This window comes from Rothia sp. HMSC065C03, assembly GCF_001837295.1.
In the GTDB taxonomy this organism is placed as follows: Bacteria; Actinomycetota; Actinomycetes; order Actinomycetales; family Micrococcaceae; genus Rothia.
The window spans coordinates 745,872-770,239 of the sequence record NZ_KV832006.1 but is presented as its reverse complement, the minus strand read 5'-3'; the positions used below and the strand labels follow the sequence as shown (position 1 = coordinate 770,239).

Here is a 24,368-nt window from a genome sequence, read left to right as displayed (position 1 = left end):
CAACACCGGTTCAAATCCGGTTGGGGTCACACTAGGAAATAAACCCTCAGTCTTCTGACTGAGGGTTTATTTGTTTATCCGGTGAAAACTGGTTTTAGATCCTACGGTGCCGCCGTGAGCCTCTCACGGCGCCGCTCCTTACGTCGCGGCACTCCGGGGCATGATGGAATCCCTCGCGCGCTCGGCATCATGCCCCTCCGTCACCGTTACAAACCGGTTGGGGTCACACTAGGAAAAAAGCCTGGTTTCTTCGGAAGCCGGGCTTTTTTGTTTACCCAGCACCTCTGAGTCTAGATTCGGTAATGACTTAGCGACTTCAGCCATGGTTAAAAGCTATCCCTCAAGACGCTAACCCAGCCCCAAAGTCCGTACCTCATGACCAGAGTCCATAAGTCATTACTGAACCTGCAGTCACCTCTGGTGGGATGATCTTTTAGATTCCATGGTGCCGCCGCATACTCACCGGGAAGGGAACGGGAAGAAAAAAGGGAGCGCAAAATTTGACCTTCACGCCAAGCCTCGGTATAGTCTTATCCGTAAGCGTGATTGGCGCAGTGGTAGCGCGCTTCGTTCACACCGAAGAGGTCACTGGTTCGAACCCAGTATCACGCACCAAAGAACCCCCGTTTCAAGGAACGGGGGTTTTATTATGCCCACCGGGTCAAACCCACCGGCAACAGTCCACCGCAGCGGACACAACCACCCGAGAATGAGGTACCCCGTGACAACACCCGAACTCGCCGCAGCCACCGACTACGGACGCATGTACTCCCGCAAACGCGGAGGAGAACTCCTCGTCCCCTCCATCACCACCGTCATCGGGCAGCACGCCAACGACCTCAGCGGCTGGCACGGGTACATGGCCGCCAAAGCCGCCCTCGAAGACCAGCGCGCCTACCGCGCCACCGGATCCCACGGCCTCAAATTCGCCATCATCCGCGACGCAGCCAGCGCCTCCGAACGATACCGCGACGCAGCCGCCGCCCGAGGCGACCGCGTCCACAACTACGCTGAAGCCGTCGCCCTGCGCGCCATGGGCCGCGAACACAACCTCGACGAAAGCCGCGAACAGCTCATCATCAACGGCGAACAAGCCTACGCCGACCGCTTCGACGAATGGTGGGAAGCCTTCAAACCCCGCCCCCTCGCCGCCGAAGTCACCATCTGGAACGACACCGTCGGCTACGCGGGCACCCTCGACCTGGTCGCAGAAATCGCGGGCCGAACCTGCATCATCGACTACAAAACCAAAGGCACCGACAAACGCGGCCGCGTCAAAGCACTCGACGAGAAAGTCGTCATGCAGCTCGTCGCCGGACTCAAAGCCGAAGAATCCATCGTCGACCCCGACGAAGGCACCTGGGAACCCTGGAAATACGGTGACGCGCCCGTCCTCATGGGCGTAGCCCTCGGCGAAACGCAGGTGCTGCCGCAGCAGGCAAACCCCGCCGTGCTCGAACGTAACTGGTACAAGTTCTGCGCGCTGCGCCGCGTCTGGGAATTCGACCGCCAGGTCCAAGAATTTGAAGACCCCGCGCTCATGCCCGTAGTACCGCCGCCGGCGGCATAGGGGAGTAGCGGGCGTAGGGGAGAGACCCGCCCCCCGAGGAGATGAGCCCAGGGAGGTGAGGTTCAGCCCTCACCCTGCCGCCTCTACCCCCAGCGCCTCGATTCGTTCTAGATTCGCGCTACTGAATCGGCGACAATAGAACAATAGGCAGAACGGCGCGCACCCGCTGTGAAGAACCTGCTCCTGGGAGAACCCTCCTGCCGAGAGAGCCCGCCAGCGCAGTTTCACCCGCGAGGCTCTACCAACACAGTTCTGCCGCCATATTGAAATCCGTAAGCACATTCCCGGCACCCCGCCGGCAAAGGAGAACCATGACCATCCTGAGCATCCGCACCGTAGGCGACCCGGTGCTGCGCAGCGTCTGCGACCCCATCACCGTCTTCGACGACGACCTGGCACGACTTATCGACGACATGCTAGAAACCATGTACGACGTGGGCGGCGTGGGCCTTGCAGGCCCGCAGGTTGGCATCTCCAAGCAGATCTTCACCTTCGGCGGCATTGACGACCGCGAAGGCTACATCATCAACCCCGTGCTTGAGGTTGGCGAAGAAGACCAGGAAGGCGGCGAAGGCTGCCTGTCCGTGCCCGGTCAGAAGTCCGCAACCCCGCGAAAGAACTGGGCGCGCGTGACCGGCGTGGACCGCCACGGCGAACCCCTCGTGCTGGAGGGTGAGGGCCTGTTCGCGCGCATGCTGCAGCACGAAACCGATCACCTGCATGGCAAGCTGTTCATCGATCGCCTCGTGGGTGAAGACCGCCAGCGCGTGATGCGTGCCCTGCGCGCCGCAGACTACAACTCGGTTGCCGCGAAGACCGTGACCGAGCGTGCAACCCGCGTGGGCGGTGCCTTCGGCGGCGGTGGCGCGTTCGGTGCAGGCTCTGCCGGTTCCTCCTTCGGTAGCTTCGGAAAGTAGGCTCACATGCTCAACATTATTTACGCAGGCACCCCCGAGGTTGCCGTGCCCCCGCTCGACTACCTGGCGAACTCCGATAAGGTTCGCGTGGTCGGCGTGCTCACCCGCGAAGACGCCCCCGTGGGCCGCAAGCGCGTGCTCACCCCCTCCCCGGTCGCGCAACGTGCCGAAGAGCTCGGCCTGCCCATCGTGAAGGCAAACCGCTGGAACGACGAAGCCGCCGCAGCCATCGCCGAGCTGAACGCTGACGCAGCCGCCGTGGTCGCCTACGGTGCCCTGCTGCCGCTGCCCGCGCTCGAATCCCTGCGCTACGGCTGGGTCAACCTGCACTTCTCCAAGCTGCCCGCATGGCGCGGCGCCGCCCCCGTGCAACGCGCCCTCATCGCCGGTGAGCAGGAAATTTTCTCCACCACTTTCCTGCTCGAAGAAGGCCTGGACACCGGCCCCACCTTCGAACAGGAATCCACCCCCGTAGCCGCCGACGACACCGCAGGCACCGTGCTGATGCGCCTTGCAACCAGCGGCGGCGCACTGCTTGAACGCACCTTCGAACGCCTCGAAGCGGGCGAGAACGGCACCGTGCAGGTCGAGGACGAGTCGGTCAGCTACGCCTCCAAGATGAGCATTGCCGACGGCCGCCTCACCTGGACCGAACCCGCCGAACAGATCCTGGCACGCTTCCGCGGCGTCACCCCCGAACCCGGCGCATGGTGCGAACTGGGCGAAAACCGCTTCAAGATCGGTGGCCTGGCGGTAGCCGACGAGCGCCTGGTGCAGTCCCTGACCGAGGCGAACGGCGGCCCCCTCGCACCCGGTGCGGTGCGTCTGCACGCAAAGAAGGTACTCGTCGGCACCGGTACCGAACCCCTGATGCTGCTGCAGGTTCAGCCTGCCGGTAAGAAAATGATGGATGCGCCCGCGTGGGCTCGCGGCGCTGGCAAGGACATGGCGGAAGGCCTGGTGGTACTCGCATGAGCAACGAAAAGCGCCCCTACAAGGGAGAACACGGCAAGCCCGGTCACGCTGGCAATGGCAAGCCCGGCAACGGCAAGTTCAGCCAGGGTAGCGGTCAGGGTAAGTTCAATCAGGGCGGCGGTCAGGGTGAGGGCGGTGCGAAGCGTAAGCGTCGTCGCCGCTCCGGCGCTGGCAACGGCTCGAGTTCTGGTGTGAGCGAGCAGAACCGCCAGCAGTCCCAGAATTCCCAGCGCGCTCAGAACCAGCGCTCGCAGAATCAAAGCTTTCAGGGCCGCCCGCAGAAATGGGACGACAACTCCCGCGGCGAATCGCGTACCGAATCGCGCACCGGCCGCCGCTTTGACGGCCTGACCAGCGTCGAACGCGCCGCACGCCGCGCCAAGACCGAGCACGACGACACCAAACGCGGTGGCGGCGGCACCTCCCAGCGCAATAAGAGCGGCCACGAACGCAACCGCCGCTCCATGTCCGCCCGCGAATTCTCCGCGGCGGCACCCTCCGCACGCTCGCGTACCGCAGACACCGCACGCGCAACCGTCTTCGACGTACTGCGCTCCGTGGCGGAATCTGACGCCTACGCGAACCTCGTGCTGCCCAAGGCGATTCGTAGCCACCGCCTCGACCACCGCGACGCAGGCTTTGCAACCGAGCTGACCTACGGCACGCTGCGCCACCAGGGCACCTACGACGCAATCCTCAGCCGCTGCGTAGACCGCCCTATCGAGAAGGTCGGCACCACCACCCTGATTGTGCTGCGCATGGGCGTGCACCAGCTGCTGAACATGCGCGTTCCCGCCCACGCGGCGCTGAACCAGAGCGTGTCCCTGGCACGCGAAAAGATCGGTGCGGGCCCGGCAAGCTTCATTAACGCGGTGCTGCGCCGTGTCTCCGAGCGCACCCCCGAAGAGTGGTACGAACTCATCATCGAGGACGCGAAGGACGACACCGAACGCATGGCGCTGCTCGCCTCGCACCCCGCCTGGATTGTGCGTTCCATGCGCCAGGCACTCGTTGCGCACGGCCGCCCCGCCTCCGAAATTGAGCAGCTGCTCGAAGCGGACAACCTCGCCCCCGTGGTGAACCTGGTGGCGCTACCCGGCCTGGGTAGCCTCGACGAGGCACGCGAACAGGGCGCCGTCGACGGCGAGCTGGTTGAAGGTTCGGCGCTGTACGCCTCCGGCGACTTGGCACGCCTGGAATCCGTACGTGAAGGCACCGTCCGCGCTCAGGATGCCGGCTCCCAGCTGGTAGCACGCGCGCTCGCCGCAGCACCCCTGGACGGCACCGACACCGCATGGCTCGACCTGTGCGCAGGCCCTGGCGGTAAAGCGGCGCTGCTCGGCGCGCTCGGTATTCAGCGCGGCGCATCCCTGGTCGCCAACGAGGCGGCACCGCACCGCGCGCAGCTCGTGGAATCCTCCATGCGCCCCCTGCCCGAGGACAGCTACACGGTACTCACCGGCGACGGCCGCCAGATCCGCGAAACCCTGCACAAGAACGCCTCCGCACTGCCCGGATCCATTGAGCCCGGTCAGCTTTTCGACCGCGTGATGGTGGATGTGCCCTGCTCCGGTCTGGGCGCCCTGCGTCGCCGCCCCGAGGCGCGTTGGCGCAAGTCCCCGCGCGATATTGCCGAGCTGCTGCCCCTGCAGCGTCAGCTCCTGGACGCAGCCATTGAGGCGACCCGCCCCGGCGGCGTCATCGCCTACGTGACCTGCTCCCCGCACGCGGCAGAAACCCAGAACATTGTTGCCGAGGTGCTCGAAAGCGGCGCGGTCAGCCTGCTCGACTCCGCCGCCGCACTGCGCGAAGTCGCCCTGCACACCGAAGGCGCGAACGGCGAACCCGTGAGCGTGCTGGCGGGGAAGAAGGACCCCGGCCACACCCCCGAGATCAAGGTCAAGAAGGGTGCGCCGGTCGTGAAGGCTTCGGAGAACCCGACCACCGCACAGCTGTGGCCGCACGTGCACGGAACCGACGCCATGTTCCTCGCCCTGCTGCGTAAGAACTAGCCGCTTCACCGCCTAGCATCATCCGCCATACGGCACGGATTTGAAAGGAACCCCATGGGTATTGCCATTAACCCGTCGATTCTTTCGGCGGATTTCGCGAACCTGCAGCGCGAGCTGGAGCGCATTTCCACCGCAGACGCCGCGCATATTGACGTGATGGACAACCACTTCGTCCCCAACCTCACCTGGGGCCCGCCGGTGGTCAAGCGTCTGCGCGAAATCTCCCCGGTGCCGTTCGACGTGCACCTGATGATTGAGGACGCCGACCGTTGGGCACCCGAATACGCCAGCATGGGCTGCGAATCGGTGACCTTCCACGCGGAGGCGGCTATCGCCCCCATCAAGCTGGCGCGCACTCTGCGTGCTGAGGGTGCGAAGGCGGGTATGGCGCTGCGCCCGGCAACCGCCGTGGAACCCTACCTGGACATGCTCGGCGAACTGGACATGCTGCTGATCATGACCGTGGAACCCGGCTTCGGCGGTCAGGCGTTCCTGGACGTGACCCTGCCGAAGATCGCCCGCGCCGCCAAGGCGATTGAGGGGGTGAACCTGCCGGTGACCGTGCAGGTGGACGGCGGCATCACCGAAGAGACCATCCTGCGTGCCGCGGAGGCTGGCGCAACCTGCTTCGTTGCCGGTAGCTCGGTCTACGGTGTGGATGAGGCGCTCGGCGGTCCGGAGGCGGCAATCGCCTCCCTGCGTGAGGCGGCCGCATCGGTCAAGCGTTCCAGCGCCGGATGCGGTTGCGGCTGCTAGCGGTGCTCGCCGGTAACGGCGCCCCGTATCGATGACACCCCCGCATCTATAAAACTTCAACGCCCCGTTGCGAAGATTGCGCCCCGTCGCGGCTCTTCGCGGCGGGGCGTTTTGCGTGCCCGGCTTTCTCAACCACCGCAGATTTATAGCGAGGTAATAGCAGGGGAGAGACACCCAGTTAAGCGACATAGTGTCAGCAAGACTATGACAAAGCGTGAGATATGTTACCCCGCGCAATTCCGCGGTAAAACCGGGCATCCCGGCGGTCAGAAAAAGCAAACTGAACACATCTTGATGTAACACTCAGATATCTGTAAGGTTAGGTATAGTTTAGTCAAATCTAGGGGGAACTATGTCTTTCAACCGAACCGAGCTGACCGACGCCGAAAACCACGGCGCATCGGGCGTTAACCGCCGCGCATTCTTCGGCCTGGCGCTCGCCTCCTCGGCTGCTCTCGCCCTCGCGGCATGCAGCAGCGAGACCACCACGACCACCACTTCCGGCGGTTCCACCTCCGGCGGCAATAGCGGCACCCGCACCATCAAGGACATTGACGACGAGAATGTAGAAGTTCCCGCCAACCCGCAGAAGGTTATCGTCCTCTCTGAACCCACCCTTGACGGCCTGCTTGCCCTCGGCGTGACCCCCGTCGGTTCCGTCTCCGGTCGCGGCCAGTCCGGCGTGCCCAACTACCTTGCCGACCGCGCCAAGGGCGTGCAGATTATCGGCACCGTCGCCCAGGTCAACTACGAGCAGATTGGCAACCTTGATCCCGACCTGATTCTGGTCGACTCCACCGGCGTGGACAAGCGCTCCGAAACCTACGAAACCCTCAAGAAGATCGCCCCCGTGGTCTACTGCGGCTACGCGGGCGGCGACTGGCGCATCAACTTCCGCAACGTCGCCAACGCTATGAACATGGTCGACAAGGGCGAAGAGGTCATCAAGGCATACGAGGCAAGCGCCGCAACGTTGAAGGATCAGCTCGCCCCCAAGTACGGCGACAAGACCTTCTCCATCGTCCGCTGGGCAGGCAACGGCCCCGCCCTGATTCTCAAGGAACTGCCCGCCGGTCAGGTGCTCAACGACCTGGGCCTCAAGCGCCCCGAGGCGCAGGACCGCAACGGCCAGGGCCACTCCGAACCTGTCTCCCTGGAGAACCTGGCAACCATCGACGCGGACTACATGTTCCTGGGCACCCTCGGCGGCGCAAGCCAGCAGAACCCGAACGCGCAGGGCTCCGCAGGTCTGCAGGGCGCCGAAGAAGCACTGAATAAGGCGAAGGAAACCTCCGGCTTCACCAACCTGAAGGCAGTCAAGGACGACCACGTGATTCTCGTGGACGGCTCCAAGTGGACCTCCACCGGCGGCCCGCTGCTGCTCGAGGGCATTATTGAAGACGTCAAGAAGGCGCTTCCGCTCTAAACGCCCTGTTCTGAACACCCCGTTCTAAATACCCGGTGAAGCAATCACCCGCTGAAGCTTCCGCCACCCTTCCCGCCGCGACCTGAAAACCGCGGCGGGAAGGGGATGCACGACCCACCACACCATCCTCAAGGACCACAATGACCGAAACTCGACCCGTGCGCACCGCAGCCCGCTACGGTGCCGTCGTGGCTCTCGCCGGCGCGCTCATCACCCCCGGTGCAGTGCTGACCGGCACCACCATCGCATTCGCGGATACTCCCGCCGCCACCCAGCAGGCTGATAAGGCTACCGTGACGATCTCCACCGAGAAGTGGCGCGAAGGTAAGCTCGTGCTACGCGGCACCGGCTTTACCAGCACCGCACCCGGTCGCGGCGCAGTGTTCGCAGTGAAGTTCCTCGACGCCCTGCCGGATGAAGCGCACCAGGCGATTAACCCGATCACCAAGAAGGGCGGCAACTCGCCCGCGAACTTCATGGCAACCGCCAAGGAGGACGGCACCTTCGAGGTTGAGGTGTCCCTGCCGACCCCCGAAAACACCGGTCTGACCGCTGAGCAGCTGAAGAACAAGGGCTGGACCGTGGAGGGTACCAGCCACCGTATTCAGGTGCTTTCCGGTTCCCTGGGTGGTACGGATGCGGACGGTAACACCTACGACCGTCGTGTATCTGTGTCGCAGAATATTACGCTGAGCGACCCGGCTCCGAGCCCGGCACCGACCGCAGAGCCTACTGCAACGGTCGAGCCGAGCGCTGAGCCTTCTGCGACGGCTGAGCCTACCGCTGAGCCCAGCGCAACTGCAGAGCCTTCTGCAACTGCCGAGCCTACCGCTGAGCCTTCTGTGACTGCCGAGCCTACTGCGGAGCCCTCTGCTACCGCTGACCCTAGCGCAACTGCAGAACCCACCCCCGCACCTACCGCAGAACCCACCCCGGCACCTACCGCAGAGCCGACCCCCGCGCCCAGCGAAGACTCGAAAACCTGCGCCCCCGCTGACGGCTCCTTCACCCCGCGCCTGACCATCGAGAACCCCAAGGCGGTTCAGGGTGGCAAGCTGCACCTGACCGGTGACGGCTGGTGCAACCCCGAAGACAAGAAGGCATCCGTTATCGGTCTGAAGATTGACGACGGCAAGGTATCCCGTAACGACGCCACCGCGGTCAACGACAACCGCACCATCTGGGCTATCGTCACCCCCGACGAAAACGGCCACATCGACGCCTGGATTGACCTGCCCACCCGCGATAACGCAGCTTTCAAGAATGACGAAGACGCGGCAAAGTACGCCTCCGGTGAGCACACCCTGCGCCTGCTGACCGGTAGCCTGCGTGAGGGCGACCGATCCGGAACCTACGGCGGCGCCAACAGCCAGGGCGGCATCAACACGACCTTCACCATCGGTGAGTACGCCCCCGTTGATGCACCCGAGCCGGTCAACGCCTCCGAACTGACCGCTGGTAATGGCGTGCAGGTGAGCCGTGACGGCTCCACTGTGACCGTGACCGTGCCGAACGCTGAACCGGGCACCTGGGTGTACGCCGCGACCTACCTCGGCAACTCCCCGCAGACCCTCTACGGCTCCGGCTGGAAGCGTCTGGATGGCAACCGTAGCTTCAGCTACGAAACCAGTGTGAGCATGCCCGCCGCAACCTACCGCGTGGTCGTGCACAACGGCAACCAGGGCGCTGACAATGCGGTGCTCGGTTTTGCTGACATGACCGTGGAACGTGCTGTTACCCCTCGTCAGGACGTTTCCCGCGATGAGCAGGACGCCACCGACCAGCTGGTCGAAGAGCTGAACGAGAACCCCGCAACCGCAACCTCCACGGCACCTGTGCCCATGCGTAACGCGGGCGGCCGCATCAGCACCCGCGCCACCGACGTGGACGCGTCCCTCGCCGCGCTCTCGCAGAGCACCGCCCCGGTCGTGAACCGCGTGCAGGCTAAGGCGAAGGTTCAGAACGCGCAGAAGAACCTGGCAACCACCGTGCAGAAGACCGAAGCCAACGCGAAGAAGGCAGTGAAGGCTGCCGCCGGTTCGCAGAACTCGCAGAACACGCAGGGTTCGCAGAACTCCGCCGCTGGCACCAAGGCACAGGGCCCGACCATTGAGGGTACTGAGCTGACCGGTCTGACCAAGTGGCTGGTCAACAACGCCAATAACCTGCTGCTCTCGGCGGCTGGCCTGGTGGTTTTGGCTGCGGCTCTGCTGTTGCGCACCTCCAAGAAGTAAGCTTTCTGACCACACATTCACACCGGCACCGGCTCACGCCCCACACTCTTGACCTCGAACCCTTGAACAGGGGAGTGGGCCGGGTGCCCCTCCAACCACTCGGGTCACGACCCGCTGAACTGCACCTCCACGAACCCGGTAGCGTTCAGCTTCGACCCCGGTAATTTTGAAAGGACCACCATGCGTGCACCTTTTTCGGGAGCCCCGAAGGCATCCCTGACCTCTAAGGCGCTGACCGCCTGTGCTGCCGCAACCCTGGCGCTGGGCTTGGGCGTTGGCACTGCATCCGCTCTGCCTCCGGGCGGTGCGAAGGCATCTACCCCCGGCACCTCTTCGACTGTTTCCTCCTCTGTGAGCGAGCACGGCGTGATTTCCTTTAGCGTGAGCGGCTTCCCCGCAAACACTGTGGTGTCCGTGAAGGTTGACGACGGCGACCTGTGCCCCTCCGATGCGGCTCAGGGCGCTTGCGTGGTGCACCAGCAGAAGACCGATGGCAACGGTAACGTCTCCGGTTCCTTCGTTCTGCCGGATGTTGGCGCTGGCACTCACACTCTGCGTTTCCTTGCAACTGGTGAGAAGCGTGACAAGGACGGCAAGTACCTGGGCACCGAGGCGTACAGCAACCGTAGCCCCGAGTTCACCGTGGTGGGTGAGGGCGGTTCGGATAATTCCTCCTCGAACTCTTCGGGTTCTTCCTCGAACCGCGGCTCTTCCAGCTCGAAGAGCAACGGTGGTTCCTCGAACGGCGGCTCGAACTCTAACAACTCAGACTCTGCAGACGAGGCTCAGGGCTCTAACGATTCCAACGAGTCCTCGTCCAATGGTGGTTCGAACGGCTCCTCGAATGGTTCTGCAGGTGGCGCGGCTGAGGCTGAGACCGTGTACACCGACGCTGAGGGCAACACCATCACTAAGGAGGAGTACGACCGCCTGAACGCGGAAGCTGACTCTTCCGGTACCTCCGGTACCTCTGGCTCTTCCGCTGCGCCTGCTGCTTCGGCTTCTGCAAATGCCCAGAAGAAGGCGACCGCTTCGGCGAGCGCATCTTCTTCGTCTTCTGCGCGCGGTACTGCGTCGAACCCGAGCGCTTCAGCTTCGGGCGCGGCTAACACCGCATCCACCGTTCAGACCGTGACTTACGGTGCTGCGTTCCCGTGGATTGGCGTGGTGGTTCTGGGCGTAAGCATTGTGGGCGCTGCTGCGCTGCTGCTGACCCGTAAGCGCTAAGACTTAACGTCGGATGCGGGTGGGGGAGTACCCGCCCGCTCCGGCGTTTCTCTCATTATCTACCGGTGTGCCGGGTGCCCCTCGTGTGGTGTGGGTGCGCCGGGTGTGCCTCCCTGTTTTCTTGTATCGAGCATAAGGAGCATAGTGGCCTTCACGAGCTCATTGTCCCGAGATGTTCAGCAGGAGAGTACGTCCCGTCAGGGTTCTGTGATTCAGGGGCAGAAGTTGGGTAAGCGCCTGGCTTTTCTGTTCTTGTTTGCGGTGCTTTTGGTGGGGGCTGTGGCTGCTTCTTTGCTGTTCGGGTCGAATAATCTTCCGCCGGATCAGGTTCTGGCTGTTTTCAATGGCACTGCTTCTGAGCAGGCGCAGACGATTGTGATGGAGCAGCGTATTCCGCGTACCCTGGTGGGTCTTGCGGCGGGTGCGGCGTTGGCTATTGCCGGTTCTTTGATGCAGTCGTTGACTCGTAACCCGTTGGCTGAGCCCGGCCTGATGGGTGTGAACGCCGGTGCTGCGGTGGCTGTGATTGGCTCCGTGGTGGTTTTTGGCGTGATGGGTATTTGGCAGTACATGGTTGCTGCGACGATTGGTGGCGCGTTGGCTGCGGTGCTGGTGTACACGCTGGGTCGTGGCCGTGACGGGTCGATCGTGAAGCTCGCTTTGGCGGGTGTGGCGATTTCTGCGGCGCTGTCGGCGATTGCGCAGGGCCTGATTTTGGCTGATCAGGATGCGTATAACGAGTTCCGTGTGTGGGTTGCCGGTTCGCTGGAGGGCCGCGGTATGGATATTGCGTCGACGGTGGGTCCGGTGATTGTGCTGGGTATGCTGGTGGCGTTCTTTGTGGCTCCTGCGATTAATGCTCTGAGTATGGGCGAGGAGGCGGCGACCAGCCTCGGCGTGAGCGTGCGTACGACCCAGAACTTGACGTTGCTGGCGGTGACGGTGCTTGCCGGTGCGGCGACTGCTGCGGTGGGTCCGATTGGTTTTGTGGGTTTGGCGGTGCCGTTTGTGGTGCGTGCCCTACTCGGTAATGATGTGCGCTGGGTGAATTATGGTTCGGCGTTGTTGGGTCCGGTGTGGCTGCTGTGTGCTGACGTGTTGGCGCGTGTGCTGGTGGCTCCGCAGGAGACTCAGGTGGGTATTGTGGCGACTCTTGCCGGTGCCCCGGTGTTCTTGTTCTTGATGACTCGTCGTAAGGTGGAGGCTCTCTAATGTCGAATTCTTCCGCTGTTTCGACGGCGACTGCCACCAGCTCCGCTAATCGTTCTGCGCGTCGTCGCGGCCGCGATTTGGGTGGCCGCCCGGTGTTGACTGTGCGCGGTCCGCTGAGTGCTCAGGTGCCGTGGCGTGTGCTGATTTTGAATGTGGCGTTGGTGGTGCTGATTGCGGCGCTGGCGTTTTGGGGCATGTTGCAGGGTGATTATAAGATCGCCCCGGAGAAGCTGATCCCGGCGCTGCTGGGTGAGGGCAAGCAGATTACGGTGACTTTCGCTCAGCAGCGTGCGGCGCGTATTGTGGCGGCGCTTCTGGTGGGTGCGGCGCTTGGTCTCTCGGGTGCGATTTTCCAGGTGATTTCGGGTAATGCCCTGGGTTCGCCGGATATTATCGGCTTCACGAATGGTGCTGCGACCGGTGCGCTGTTGCAGATTATTGTCTTCAATTCTGGCCCCGTTGAGGTTGCTCTGGGTGCTGTGGTTGGTGGCTTGGCGACTTCGGTGCTGGTGTGGCTGTTGACGCGCCGTACGGGTTTGCATGGCTTCCGCCTGGTGCTGGTCGGTATTGGTGTGGGTTCGACCCTGGCGGCGTTCAATGCGCTGCTGGTGGTGCGTGCTTCGCTGACTCAGGCGCAGACCGCGGCGTCCTGGCTTGCCGGTTCGCTCAATGACATCACGTGGGAGCGCACCTACGCGCTGATGGGTCTGCTGCTCGTGGTGACTCCGCTGCTGCTGATGCTGGTCCGACCTCTGGGCGCGATTCGTTTTGGTGACCAGGTGGCATCCGGTTTGGGTGTGAGCGTGAACGCGTACCGTGTGGCGGCTCTGTTTATCGGTGTGCTTCTGGTTTCGCTGGCGACCGCGACGACCGGCCCGATTGCCTTTGTCGCCTTGGCGGCACCGCACATCGCGAAGACCCTGTCTCGTAGTGGCGGGGTGGGTTTCACCTCCGCGGCACTTATGGGTGCGCTCATGGTGCTTGGCTCTGACCTGATTGGCCGATTCGCTGTTCCCGGACGCATCATTCAGGTGGGTGTGGTGACCGGCGCGATTGGCGGCCTGTACCTGATTTACCTGATTTACCTCGAAAGGAAGAAGAGCTAGTGAACGCTAGTGTGACGACCCGCCTTGAAGGCGAGAACATGGTGGTTGCCTACGGTGAGCATACGGTGCTCAACGGGGTAGATTTTCAGGTGCCGGAGGGGGAGCTGACCGTTATCCTAGGCCCGAACGCCTGCGGTAAGTCGACCACCCTGAAGGCTCTTGCCCGCGTGAACCCGCTCAAGAAGGGTGAGGTTCGCCTGGACGGCACCCCACTGCCGCAGATGAAGTCCCGCGCTATCGCCAAGATCCTGGCGATGCTGCCGCAGACCCCGGAGGCGCCTAGCGGCGTGACCGTGGCGGATGTGGTGGCGCGCGGCCGCTACCCGCACCAGTCGCTGCTGCGTTCCTGGTCTGATGAGGACGAGCGCGCCTGTGTTGAGGCGATGCATGCGGCGAACGTGCTGGAGCTTGCTGAGCGTCCCATTGAGGCGCTTTCGGGCGGTCAGCGTCAGCGTGTGTGGATTGCCATGACCCTGGCACAGCAGACCCCGCTGATTCTGCTCGATGAGCCGACCACCTACCTGGACATCACGCACCAGATTGAGGTGCTGAACCTGACGAAGAAATTGCATTCCGAAGGGCGAACGGTAGCCGTGGTGTTGCATGACCTGAACCTTGCTTTCAGGTATGCTACTCATGTTGTGTTAATGAAGCAGGGCCGGATTATCGCTCAGGGCGATCCGCGTGCGATAATTACACCGGAACTTATCCAGGAAGTTTTTGACCTGCAATCGGTCATTATTCCTGATCCATGCACTGGCACCCCTTTGGTTATTCCGAAGGAGAACCAAACAATTCATATTGCCGCTGACGCTATTTCGGCGGCCCGCGAAAGCGAATAGTTTTCGCCCCTAAGCCGCGTGGGAGTTAGCACCAACCGTCTCAGTACGGGTGGAAAAGCTCGGCATTGCGCCGAGTAGCGAACGCTAGGATCTGAGGGACCCAGGATCCCCTGCGCGTAGGGCGCCTACCCGGTGCTCGCCCGTCTTTGACGCATGAACGGCTCCGAGCACTGGGTAGGTTCCATTTTGGGAACCCGTAGATGAGGCACCGAGACTGCCGCATGAGACCTTCACAGTTTGAAGGTTTGATGCACGGTCTCGGTGCCTCATCTCTTTTAACTTCTGGGCGGGGCCTGTGCGGGGGTGGGCTTAGGTGGGGCTGAGCTGGGCTGGGTTGGGCTTAGGTGGGGTTGTGGCGGCTTTGCGCTTGGGTTTTAGGAGCCCGCGCTCGCTGTCATGAATGTCATGTTGTGGTTCTTTCGCTTTTCCCTTTGGCTGGAGTTTGGGTAAGGGATACCATAGAGTGAGGTAGTAGAGGCTAACTAACGATAATGCGCCTCCTCACCGATTCTCACCGATTGAGTGTTTCCACAGACCAAGGAGGAACCGTTGGGCGAGCACGAACCCACCGCGACCGTTCCCGCGCAGAGTATTTCTGCACAGAATACTTCTGCCCAGAACACTTCTGAACAGGCTACTTCGGCGCAGCCGCGTACCGTTGCGCCGACCGTGCGCCCGGCCCCTCCCAAGATCCCGCGCCCCGTACCGGCACCGCGCGTGGACAGTCCCCTCATCAGCGCCCTCATCGCCGAGGCGGTCAGCCCCGAAGAGCTGAACGCCCGCATCGTTGAGATCGTCTCCGAAGGCACCCCCATTATTGAGCCGGTGCACCGTGAAGACGGCAGCATCAGTGAGAACGAGCGCATCGTCACCTTCCTGTACCACAACGAGCAGGCGGAGCAGGTGCTCATGTTCATTAACCGCCTGACCGATGAGAAGAACCTTGACCGTTCCCTCATGGCCCGCATCGAGGGCACTGGCTGGTGGCAGCTGAGCATACAGATGGAAACCACCTGGCGTGCCTCCTACAACTTCTTGCCGGCGCTGCCCGGCGAGCGCCCCGCCTGGCTGGGTGATGACGACCAGGTGCGCCTGCGCGCCGCTCTGGACTCCGGTGAGGGCGACCCGCTGAACCCCGAGACCGCGTGCAACCGTATCGGTCGTTGCATGGGTGTGGTGCAGCTTGAGCACGCGCCGGTGCAGGAGTTCCTCCTGACTCAGGAAGAGATTGACGCGCTGCCCGCCCCCGAGTGGATGCAGACCTCTGATGGTCACCAGTATGTGCTCGGCCGCGTGGGTGACCCCGCCCCGGATGCGCCGCTGTTCATCCAGTTCGACGGTGAGATGTGGTTCAGCCAGGGTATGGAGCACACCCTCAATCGTGCCCACGAGGCAGGTCGTATTCCGGCGATGCACGTGTTCTTCCTGCACTCTGGCGGTCGTGAGAACCGCTGGAAGGAGCTGAACGGCGACAACCCGATTGCCGACTACCTGGTAGAGATCGCGTTCCCGCACCTGGAGGCAGTGCACGGCATTAAGACCGCGCCGCAGAACATTGTGATTAACGGTCAGTCGCTGGGCGGTCTGTCCTCCCTGCTGGCGGTGCTGAGCCGCCCGGAGGCGTTTGGCGGCGCAATCGCGCAGTCTTCGTCGCTGTGGCAGCCGCAGGTCATGGACCGTCTGGACGAGCTGGAGGCGGCGGGTGAGATCGACCGCCTGCGCCACCTGTACCTTGAGATTGAGGTGGGGGAGCAGGAGTGGGTTCTGGTGCCTCCTCACCGCGAGCTGAAGGAGCGCCTGGAAAAGCTGGGCCTGAAGAATGCGCACTGCACGACCTTCAACGGCGGTCACGATTATGCGTGCTGGCGCGGTGCGATTGTGCCGGCGTTGGAACGTATTATTGCTGCCCACCGGGAGGCTGAGCGCGCTGAGCGGAGCTTAGCTGAGGAGTAGCGAGAGGTCGCCTATGAATCCTGCACGGGTAGAGCACACCCCGCATGGTGGGCGTGCGGGGGTCCCGTTAGGGTAAACACCGCCGCGCCCGTATCCTAGAGAAGTACAGCCTAAGAGAAGTGCAACACTACCGCGCCGCGAGGGGTGCCGAAGGGTACCCGGCGCAGGTTGCGCACCCGCCCTCATTGACGAGATGGCATCACGCTGCGAACGCACGCAGCACGTGAGCGCTATAGAAACCGCAAACGACACAGAAATCGAGAGAAGATGACCGTAGAACGTAGCCCCCTGGTCCCCACGCCGCTCATCCCCGAGTCTTTTGCCGCGAAGTACCGCGAAGCCGGCTACTGGATTGACCAGACCATCCCCGAGTTCCTGCTGGATGCATGCCGCGCTAAGCCGCACTTCCCGGCGCTGGTGGCGCTCTCGCACGCGCAGCTCGATGAGGACGGCAAGCCCCAGCAGATTCGCCTCTCCTACGGTGAGCTGGAGGCGGCAGGTCGTGCCGCTGCGGCGCGCCTCGTTCAGGCTGGCGTGCAGCCCGGTGACCGTGTGCTGCTGCAGCTGGGTAACACCGCCGAGTACCTGGTGTACCTGCTGGGTATTTTCTGGGCGGCGGCGTTGCCGGTGTTCTGCTTGCCGCAGCACCGCACCACCGAGCTCGTGCACTTTGCGACCCGCACCGACGCTGCGGCGCACGTGTTCTCTTCGCTGACCCCGGGCGCAGATTTCACCGCCCTGCACGAGGACGTTGCCGCCGAGCTGCGCAAGAACTCCCTGGAGCCGCCGGTTGCTATTGACGTTGCGGAGCCGCTGACCCCGCTGACCGAAGAGGAGCTCGCTGAAGAGTTCGTGCCCGGTGTCATTCAGAACACCGAGAACCTGCGTGCGAGCGAGCAGGTGGCGTTCCTGCAGCTCTCCGGCGGTACGACCGGCATTTCGAAGCTGATTCCTCGCACCCACGCCGCCTACCTGTACTCGGTGCGCGGCTCGGTCGATATCTGCAAGCTGAACAACAACACGACCATGCTCGTGGTGCTGCCCGCCGCCCACAACTTCACGATGAGCTCGCCCGGTATTCTGGGCGTCATGTGCGCCTCCGGCAAGCTGGTGTTTGCGGCGGATCCGTCCCCGCAGACTGCGTTCCACCTCATTGAGATGGAGGGTGTGACCACCTCCGCGCTGGTGCCGCCGCTGGCTCAGGCGTGGGTCGCCTCCGCGGAGAAGCGCGGCGTGTCCCTGCCGTCCCTGCAGACCCTGCAGGTGGGCGGTTCGAAGCTGGCTCCGGCGGTTGCAGGCAAGATTGAGTCGGTGCTCGGCTGCACCGTTCAGCAGGTGTTCGGCATGGCTGAGGGCCTGGTGAACTACACCCGCTCGACCGACCCGATTGAGATGCGTCTGAGGACTCAGGGCTACCCGATCAGCCCCGACGACGAAATCCTGATTGTTGATGATCAGGACCAGCCGGTTAAGCGCGGCGAGAGCGGCCACCTGCTCACCCGCGGCCCGTACACGATTCGCGGCTACTACCTGGAGGAGAACGCGAACCGTTACGGCTTCACCGAGGACGGCTTCTACCGCACCGGCGACATTGTGCGCCTGGTTGCCGGTAAGTACATCGAGGTGACCGGCCGTGCGAAGGACCAGATTAACCGCAACGGCGAGAAGATTGCCGTGGACGAAATTGAAGAGCTGGCGCTGACCCACCCCGACGTTTTTGACGCCGTGGTCCTGGGCATCCCGGATGAGACTGTGGGCGAGCGCGTGGGCCTGGTCATTGTGCCGCAGGAAGGCGCCGACCTGGGCGAAAACCCGCGCCGCACGATGCACGAGTTCTTCACCTCGAAGAAGCTCGCCGACTTCAAGATCCCGGAGCGCGTGCAGGTTCTGCAGGAGCTGCCCACCACGAACGTGGGTAAGATTTCTCGCCGCGAACTGCGCGCCAAGCTTGCCGAAATTTTCGGCTAAAACCTTTGAGCTGATCATTTTCAGCTAAACCGTACGCCCTTATTCCTACCCCTATTGAGGAGAAAAATGTCCGCATTTGAGACCCTGCGCCCCATCATGGAGAAGTACATCGTCGAGCCCGACTCCCTGCAGACTGCTTTTGACGAGCCGACCACCGATCTGTTCTCCCTAGGCATGGACTCTATGGGCGCATTCGCCCTGCTCGACGACCTTGCCGCTGAGGGCGCCGTAATTGAGTTTACCGAGCTGGTGGAGAACCCGACCGTGGAGTTCATCGCCTCCCGCCTGGGCTAAGCGTTATCACACCCCGAGTGCCCGCCTGCCGCGAATGCAGGCGGGTACCCGGGGTGTTTGCTACTCGCCTCGTTTTTCTGTGCGCCGGTTTTACGCCGTGTTGTGTAGCTGCGTTTACCCCTGTCAGCGCACTTCTGTCAGCGCACTTCTGCCAGCGTGAAGCGGCGGGGCAGTAGCCTACCTTTCACACCTACCTTTAACACACCGCATATCTCATCCCTAATCCAGACCCCTAATCCAGACCTTTGAGAGGCCACCATGGGCGTAGCTGATACTACCGCACCCGCTAGCTTCGGGACTGCTTCCGACCTTCGCACCGCCGCGAACCCCTCCGCACAGCACAGCGCTGACAGCCCCTGGCTACCGCTGACCACTAACGCACGCGGCATCTACTTTGCCGCCGCGATTGACCCGACGAACCCCTGCTACAACACCGCGGAGGTTCTGCAATGCCCCGCAGACACCGACCTCGCCCTGCTGCGTGAGGCTTTTGAGCAGCTCTACCGCGAGAACGAGGGCTTCCGCGTGCGCACCCGCATTGCCGATGGTGCCGCCTCCCAGCAGATTCTGACCGAGGAGGCGTTCCTTTCGGGCATTGACCTGCTCGTAGATGAAGGGGAGCTGAGCGGCACCGCCGAGGCGAGGGAGGAGAACGCCTCTGACCTGCCTGAATCAGCCCTGCCTGACTCTGATTTGCCCGCGCCGGTGCGCGCCTGGGCACAGCGCCTGCTCGCCCAGCCCCTCGCCACCGATGAGGGCGTGACCGTGCGCAGCGCAGTGGCGCGTTATGGCGGGTTCCTCTGGGTGTACCATTCCTTCTCCCACGTGGTTGCCGACGGCTTCGCCGCGTTCAACGGCCTCTCCCGCGTGGCGGCGATATACCGCGCCCTGTCCGCCGGTCAGCCGGTTCCGGCAACCCGCCGCATGAGCCTGCAGCAGCTGCTCGATGCCGACGATGCCGCCTCCACCGCCCGTGACGAAGACGTCGCCTTCTGGGAGGCGAGCGGCGCCCTGGAACAGGAAGACACCTCCCTGGCGGGTCGTACCGCCTCCCCGTCGGCGCAGTCTGTGCGCCTGGCGTTCAGCATTGACGTACCCACCCAGCAGGCCCTGCTGGATGCGGCAAAGCAGCACGCCGTCTCCTGGCCCGTACTGGCGACCGCCGCCGTCGGCTCGTACCTGGCGCGTGTGGGCGGCTACCCGCAGGCTTCGTTCGGCGTGCCGCAGATGAACCGCATGTTCGCCCGCACCCTGCCGGAGGCGACCCGCGCCCTGGGCACGGCGAGCGCGCAGACCGGCTGTACCGCCGTGAATGTGCTGCCGGTGCAGGTTGCGGCGACCGGCCCCATCGCGGAGTCCCTGCACTCGGTGAAGGAACAGTACGCCCGCAACGCGGAGCATCCGCTGGCTCGTCAGGAAGACCTCGAGCGTACCGCGCGTAATGCCCAGTCCAGGCTGTTTGGTGCGCAGATTAACGTGGTGCCCTTTGACGCGGTGCTGCCGCTGGCGGCACCCTCCAAGGACGAGTCCGGATCCGCGGTACCGACCGCGCGCATTCACAATATCTCTGCCGGTCCGGTTGCCGATGCGACCTTCACCCTGCGCGGCATGCCCGGCCGCGGCAACAGCATCTCCTGCGAGATTGACATGAACCCGGCGCTCTACACCACTGAGGAGCTGGAACGTCACGCCGCCCGCCTGTGCGAGTGGCTGCCCGCCTACGCGGCGGAGGCGCAGCGCGAGGACGCCTCCCTGAACAATCTCGGCTTGGCGACCGAGGCGGAGCTTGCGACCCTGCGCGAGCTGACCGCCCCGGCGCTTACCGACCACCCGCTGGAGTACAAGACCCTGCTGGGTCGCTTCCGTGATGCGGTGGCGGCGCATCCGCAGGCGCTCGCCGTGCTGGATTCTGCCCCCGCGCCCGGTGAGGTGCTCACCCCCGAGTCGGAGCGCGCCTACGCTTTTGACCGCGCCCTCACCTACGCCGAGCTGGACGAGCGCGCCCGTGCGCTTGCCGCGCAGCTGCTGGACTGGGGCGTTCGCCCTTCCGACGCGGTGGGTCTGCGTGTGCACCGCGGTGCCGAGCAGTACGTGGCGCTGTACGCCCTGCTGTACGCTGGCGCCACCTACGTGCCGGTGCTTCCTGACCTGCCCGCCGAGCGTGTGGGCGTGATGATGGAGGACGCCGAATGTTCCCTGCTGTTGCACGGCCCCGGTCTGCAGCCGCTGAGCGCGGAAGAGCTGAACCCGCAGGAACCGCAGCGTCACGCAAATCTGCCCCAGTACGTACTGTCTGAGCAGACCCTGCCGCTGCTGAGCGCAGAGGAGCCCACCCGGGCTCCCTCCTCAGCACCCGCCGCTGAGGAGCTTCCGGGCGCGAAAACCGGCCTGGACGAGGATGCTTACGTGCTCTTCACCTCCGGCTCTACGGGCAGGCCTAAGGGCGTTGCCATCAGCCACCGCGCGATTGATAACCGCCTGCGCTGGCAGCAGCACCAGATTCCGGTGGGGGAGGGCGACCGCGTTCTGCACAAGACCCCCATCTCCTTTGACGTGCACGTGTGGGAGCTGTACTGGCCTCTCGCCGAGGGTGCCGCCGTGGTCATTGCCGCCCCGGAGGGGCACCGCGACCCCGCCTACCTGGCGCGCGTGATTGCCGAGCAGTCCGTCACGGCGGTGCACTTTGTGCCGACCATGCTGTCGGCGCTGACCTCTTCGCCGGCGGCGCGCCGCATCCTGGCTGATGCTGGCTTCGGTCAGGATCGAGAGCAGCCCCTGCGCTATGTGGTTTGCTCGGGTGAGGCGCTGCAGAAGGACCAGGTGCAGGCTGCAGGCGAGGTTCTGGGCGTGTACCCGCTGAACCTGTACGGCCCGACCGAGGCGGCGGTGGACGTGACCTTCTGGGAGACCTCCACCGACCCGCAGCGCGAGAGCGTGCCCATTGGCGAGCCTGTCTGGAACACCGGCACCCTGATTCTTGACCCGACCGGCCACCCCGTGCCGGTGGGTGTGACGGGTGAACTGCACCTGTCGGGCGTGCAGCTGGCGCGCGGCTACAAGAACAACCCGCAGGCGACCGCGGCGGCTTTCGTGGAGCAGGCTCCCGCCGGTGCGCTCGCGCTGCTGAACGGTGAGAGTCAGCGCCTGTACCGTACGGGCGATTTGGCGTGCTGGGAGATTCTTCCCGATGGTCGCGCCGTCATTGGCTACCGCGGCCGCACGGACTACCAGATTAAGGTGCGCGGTCAGCGCCTGGAGCTGGGCGATATTGAGATGGCTCTTGCCGCGGTTGAGGGCGTGAGCGCTTCGGTGGCTCTGCTGTACCGCGGCCTGCGTGAGCCTGCCCTGGCGGCGGTGCTGGAGGTCGGCGACGTGCCCGCTGAGCGTGCCGAGCAGCTGGTGGAGGCGGCGCGTGAGCATTGTGCGCAGGTTCTGCCGGACTACATGGTTCCGACCCTGTGGCATACCCTGCCTGCTCTGCCGGTGAGCCCCTCCGGTAAGGCGGACCGCAAGCTGTTGGCGTCCCTGGACCTGACCCCTCAGACTTCCGATGCCGAGGGTCCGCACGGCCTGCTGGAGCAGCAGCTGTGCTCGATTATTGCGGGCGTGCTGGGTCGTGAGCGTTTCGGCGTGGATGAGGACTTCTTCGCATCGGGCGGTCATTCGCTGGCGGCTCTTGAGGTGATTGCCGCGGTTGAGGAGCAGCTGGGTCTGAGCGTGAGCATCGGTGCGCTGTTTGCGCATCCGACCGTGCAGGATTTGGCGGCATCTATTGCGGGCGAGCGTGGCGAGGGGGCGGAGTTCGCGCCGGTTCTGCCGCTGCGAGAACAACCTACCGCGCATGACGCTACCGATGCCCCCGCGCCGCTGTTTATCCTGCCGCCTGCGGGTGGTTTGGGCTGGTGCTATGCGGGGTACCTTTCGCATCTTCCGGCTCAGCAGGGTGTGTATGCTGTGCAGGCTGAGGCGTTCTCTGACCCGCAGGCTGGGTTTGCGTCGAGCCTGCAGGAGCTGGCTGAGGGCTACCTGGCACAGATTGAGAAGACCCTGGCGGAGCGTTCGCTGCCGCGTCGTTTTGCGTTGATGGGCTGGTCTGTGGGCGGTACTGCCGCGGTGCAGGTGGCGGCTTTGGCGCAGGCTGCGGGTGCGCAGGTTGAGCGTGTCATCCTGTTGGATGCGTATCCTTCGGAGCAGTGGCAGGGCGTGCCTGCGCCGGATGAGCAGGAGAGCTTCCGTGCGCTGCTGCGTATGGGCGGTTTGCCGGAGCCTGCCGCTGATGAGCAGCTTGATTTGCCGGGTACGTTGGAGCGTCTGCAGAAGGCGGGTTCGGCGATGGGTTACCTACCGGAGGAGAAGTTGGGCGTGTGCCTGGGTAGTATGCGTGCTTCGGCGGCGTTGATGCGTGGTGCTGAGCAGGCGTTCTTTGATGGTGATGTGTTGCTGGTGGGTGTGCCGCATGAGGATCAGCCGTATTTGGACGCGGCGGGTTGGGCGGCGCATGCGTCGTCGTTCCGTTCGGTGCTGCTGGAGGGTACGCACCCTGATTTGGTGAATCCGGCGCGTCTGGCGGAGGTGACCGGCCACTTCGCCAATTAGCCCGCTCTATCTGTAGAGTAATTAATAAATATAAATGTCCCCGATTGATGATTTATCAACCGGGGGCATTATATTTATTGGTTTTTGAGAACCCACTCTTTATATCGGAGATAAACTTCTGATAGCTGCTTTCGCTGTTCTTCTAGTTTTGTTTCATTATCTCGAATGAGCGGTTTTTGATATGAGGCTACGAGGTTGGCAAGACCTTGAGCCATTCCTGTATCTTTACTGCATTGTGCTTCAATGACACTGATTCGAATTTCTTCTTCTGAGGCCGGGGCATTATTATCACCACTAGCGCGGGTTGCATCTGATAGCTCTTGTGTTTCCCATTCTTCATCGCCCTTTCGTGGCGTTAGACCTTTATCCGATAGGCATTTCCACCATGCTTCACGGTATTTTTTCCATTCGGGATGATTCATGGCAGCTGCATAGGATTCACCGTGGATTCGACGATAGGCTTCTGTGAGGCCACTTTGCTCTTCGAGGCTGATGCCGGCAATCTCTTTCAACGTGGCTAAGATTTCAGGCATGCACTGTTCCATGATTTTTGTGTCATATCCCCCGTATGATGGTGCATTCCCGGATCGCTTGTAGTTTCCATATTTGGCGGAGTATTCGGGGTTCCAGAGGCCAAACTCGCGACTGGACGAAAAGAATTTCCTATCTTCTATATCCGGGATATATATTTCGTAGGATTGGCCGTGTTTTGCGAAACAGCGTTGCCTGAGAATTTCCAAGGCTTGAGTGTAATACTGGGAATTTTCATCTAAATGGTCATTGTATTCTTCGAGTGGAGTAATGATTCGGTTGTTTTTATAGTCTAGAGTTGCTTGGGCTGTTTCATCACGTTCTAGTTGCGGGCCTGTAGAACAGGATGTGCATGCTAGCGTGAATGCAAACGTTAAAGCCATTGCGGGCTGAAAGATTTTCTTGAGGTTCATAATTCTCCCTCCTTAATTGGATAAAGAATATGTGACAGTAAAGAAAGCGGGGCTGTATTTTGCTGATTGTTGCAAAGCATATGACCCGGTGAATATGGGTGTCGAGAGAATCTGGAATCTATGTGAATCCCAGAGCGATAAGCAGAATCTCGGGGGAGTGCCTGCTAGCTTGGGAGTGCACCCATAGCGAAAGGCCAAGACGCTATGGCAGACCACGCACAAGGGTGTTTCTGCAGCGTCGTTACTGCTGGGAGAGTATTCTAGAGCTTCATCATGAACCCCTATGGGTTATGGAGGACAAATACTCATAGATGAGTGAGTCGTGCCCCCCCCCCC

The 24,368-nt window shown here is 62.8% G+C and carries 16 protein-coding genes and 1 tRNA gene; 16 read left to right on the top strand and 1 reads right to left on the bottom strand.

The genetic code is table 11. The features are described 5' to 3' along the window. Positions 1 to 540 precede the first annotated feature (540 nt). The 16 genes from HMPREF2605_RS08640 to HMPREF2605_RS08565 all read left to right on the top strand — a co-directional run bounded on the left by HMPREF2605_RS08640 (position 541) and on the right by HMPREF2605_RS08565 (position 23,088). Positions 541 to 615, top strand: a tRNA-Val gene (locus HMPREF2605_RS08640). Between the two features lie 106 nt (positions 616 to 721). Beyond that, positions 722 to 1,570, top strand: a complete 849-nt coding sequence (locus HMPREF2605_RS08635; RefSeq protein ID WP_070848023.1) for a PD-(D/E)XK nuclease family protein — start codon at positions 722 to 724, stop codon at positions 1,568 to 1,570. Positions 1,571 to 1,881: 311 nt separating this feature from the next. Further along, positions 1,882 to 2,487: a peptide deformylase gene (def, locus tag HMPREF2605_RS08630; RefSeq protein ID WP_049342135.1), complete on the top strand. Its 606-nt coding sequence runs from the start codon at positions 1,882 to 1,884 to the stop codon at positions 2,485 to 2,487. 6 nt (positions 2,488 to 2,493) lie between these two features. Then, positions 2,494 to 3,462: a methionyl-tRNA formyltransferase gene (fmt, locus tag HMPREF2605_RS08625; RefSeq protein ID WP_005505557.1), complete on the top strand. Its 969-nt coding sequence runs from the start codon at positions 2,494 to 2,496 to the stop codon at positions 3,460 to 3,462. After that, positions 3,459 to 5,474 carry an RsmB/NOP family class I SAM-dependent RNA methyltransferase gene (locus HMPREF2605_RS08620; RefSeq protein WP_070848021.1) on the top strand — a complete coding sequence of 672 codons (2,016 nt, stop codon included), beginning with the start codon at positions 3,459 to 3,461 and terminating at the stop codon, positions 5,472 to 5,474. The genes fmt and HMPREF2605_RS08620 overlap by 4 nt, the downstream gene beginning before the upstream one ends. Positions 5,475 to 5,528: 54 nt before the next feature. Then, a complete protein-coding gene (gene rpe / locus HMPREF2605_RS08615; RefSeq protein ID WP_070848018.1) occupies positions 5,529 to 6,230 on the top strand; it encodes a ribulose-phosphate 3-epimerase in 702 nt (233 codons plus the stop codon). Between the two features lie 352 nt (positions 6,231 to 6,582). Further along, positions 6,583 to 7,656, top strand: coding sequence for an ABC transporter substrate-binding protein (locus tag HMPREF2605_RS08610; protein WP_049352765.1), 1,074 nt, complete (start codon positions 6,583 to 6,585; stop codon positions 7,654 to 7,656). Between the two features lie 140 nt (positions 7,657 to 7,796). Beyond that, positions 7,797 to 9,890 carry a peptidase gene (locus tag HMPREF2605_RS08605; protein ID WP_070848016.1) on the top strand — a complete coding sequence of 698 codons (2,094 nt, stop codon included), beginning with the start codon at positions 7,797 to 7,799 and terminating at the stop codon, positions 9,888 to 9,890. 180 nt (positions 9,891 to 10,070) lie between these two features. After that, the gene (locus tag HMPREF2605_RS08600; RefSeq protein ID WP_070848013.1) at positions 10,071 to 11,117 is read left to right on the top strand and encodes a plasmid partitioning protein; all 1,047 of its coding nucleotides are present in this window, start codon (positions 10,071 to 10,073) and stop codon (positions 11,115 to 11,117) included. Between the two features lie 144 nt (positions 11,118 to 11,261). Further along, positions 11,262 to 12,329, top strand: coding sequence for a FecCD family ABC transporter permease (locus tag HMPREF2605_RS08595; protein ID WP_083324874.1), 1,068 nt, complete (start codon positions 11,262 to 11,264; stop codon positions 12,327 to 12,329). Further along, positions 12,329 to 13,435 carry a FecCD family ABC transporter permease gene (locus HMPREF2605_RS08590; RefSeq protein ID WP_070738785.1) on the top strand — a complete coding sequence of 369 codons (1,107 nt, stop codon included), beginning with the start codon at positions 12,329 to 12,331 and terminating at the stop codon, positions 13,433 to 13,435. Before HMPREF2605_RS08595 ends, HMPREF2605_RS08590 begins: the two co-directional genes overlap by 1 nt. Continuing rightward, positions 13,435 to 14,277: an ABC transporter ATP-binding protein gene (locus HMPREF2605_RS08585; protein WP_070738784.1), complete on the top strand. Its 843-nt coding sequence runs from the start codon at positions 13,435 to 13,437 to the stop codon at positions 14,275 to 14,277. The genes HMPREF2605_RS08590 and HMPREF2605_RS08585 overlap by 1 nt, the downstream gene beginning before the upstream one ends. 549 nt (positions 14,278 to 14,826) lie before the next feature. Then, positions 14,827 to 16,230, top strand: a complete 1,404-nt coding sequence (locus HMPREF2605_RS08580; RefSeq protein ID WP_141758483.1) for an enterochelin esterase domain-containing protein — start codon at positions 14,827 to 14,829, stop codon at positions 16,228 to 16,230. Between the two features lie 267 nt (positions 16,231 to 16,497). Next, a complete protein-coding gene (locus tag HMPREF2605_RS08575) occupies positions 16,498 to 18,198 on the top strand; it encodes a (2,3-dihydroxybenzoyl)adenylate synthase (protein ID WP_070848010.1) in 1,701 nt (566 codons plus the stop codon). Positions 18,199 to 18,264: 66 nt separating this feature from the next. After that, positions 18,265 to 18,492, top strand: coding sequence for a phosphopantetheine-binding protein (locus tag HMPREF2605_RS08570; RefSeq protein ID WP_005507422.1), 228 nt, complete (start codon positions 18,265 to 18,267; stop codon positions 18,490 to 18,492). Positions 18,493 to 18,750: 258 nt separating this feature from the next. Next, entirely contained in the window at positions 18,751 to 23,088 is a 4,338-nt protein-coding gene (locus tag HMPREF2605_RS08565; protein WP_210401046.1) for a non-ribosomal peptide synthetase, read from the top strand. 74 nt (positions 23,089 to 23,162) lie between these two features. Here the strand turns inward: HMPREF2605_RS08565 and HMPREF2605_RS08560 are convergent, their stop codons facing one another. Next, the gene (locus HMPREF2605_RS08560; protein ID WP_070848007.1) at positions 23,163 to 24,032 is read right to left on the bottom strand and encodes a hypothetical protein; all 870 of its coding nucleotides are present in this window, start codon (positions 24,030 to 24,032) and stop codon (positions 23,163 to 23,165) included. Positions 24,033 to 24,368 lie beyond the last annotated feature (336 nt).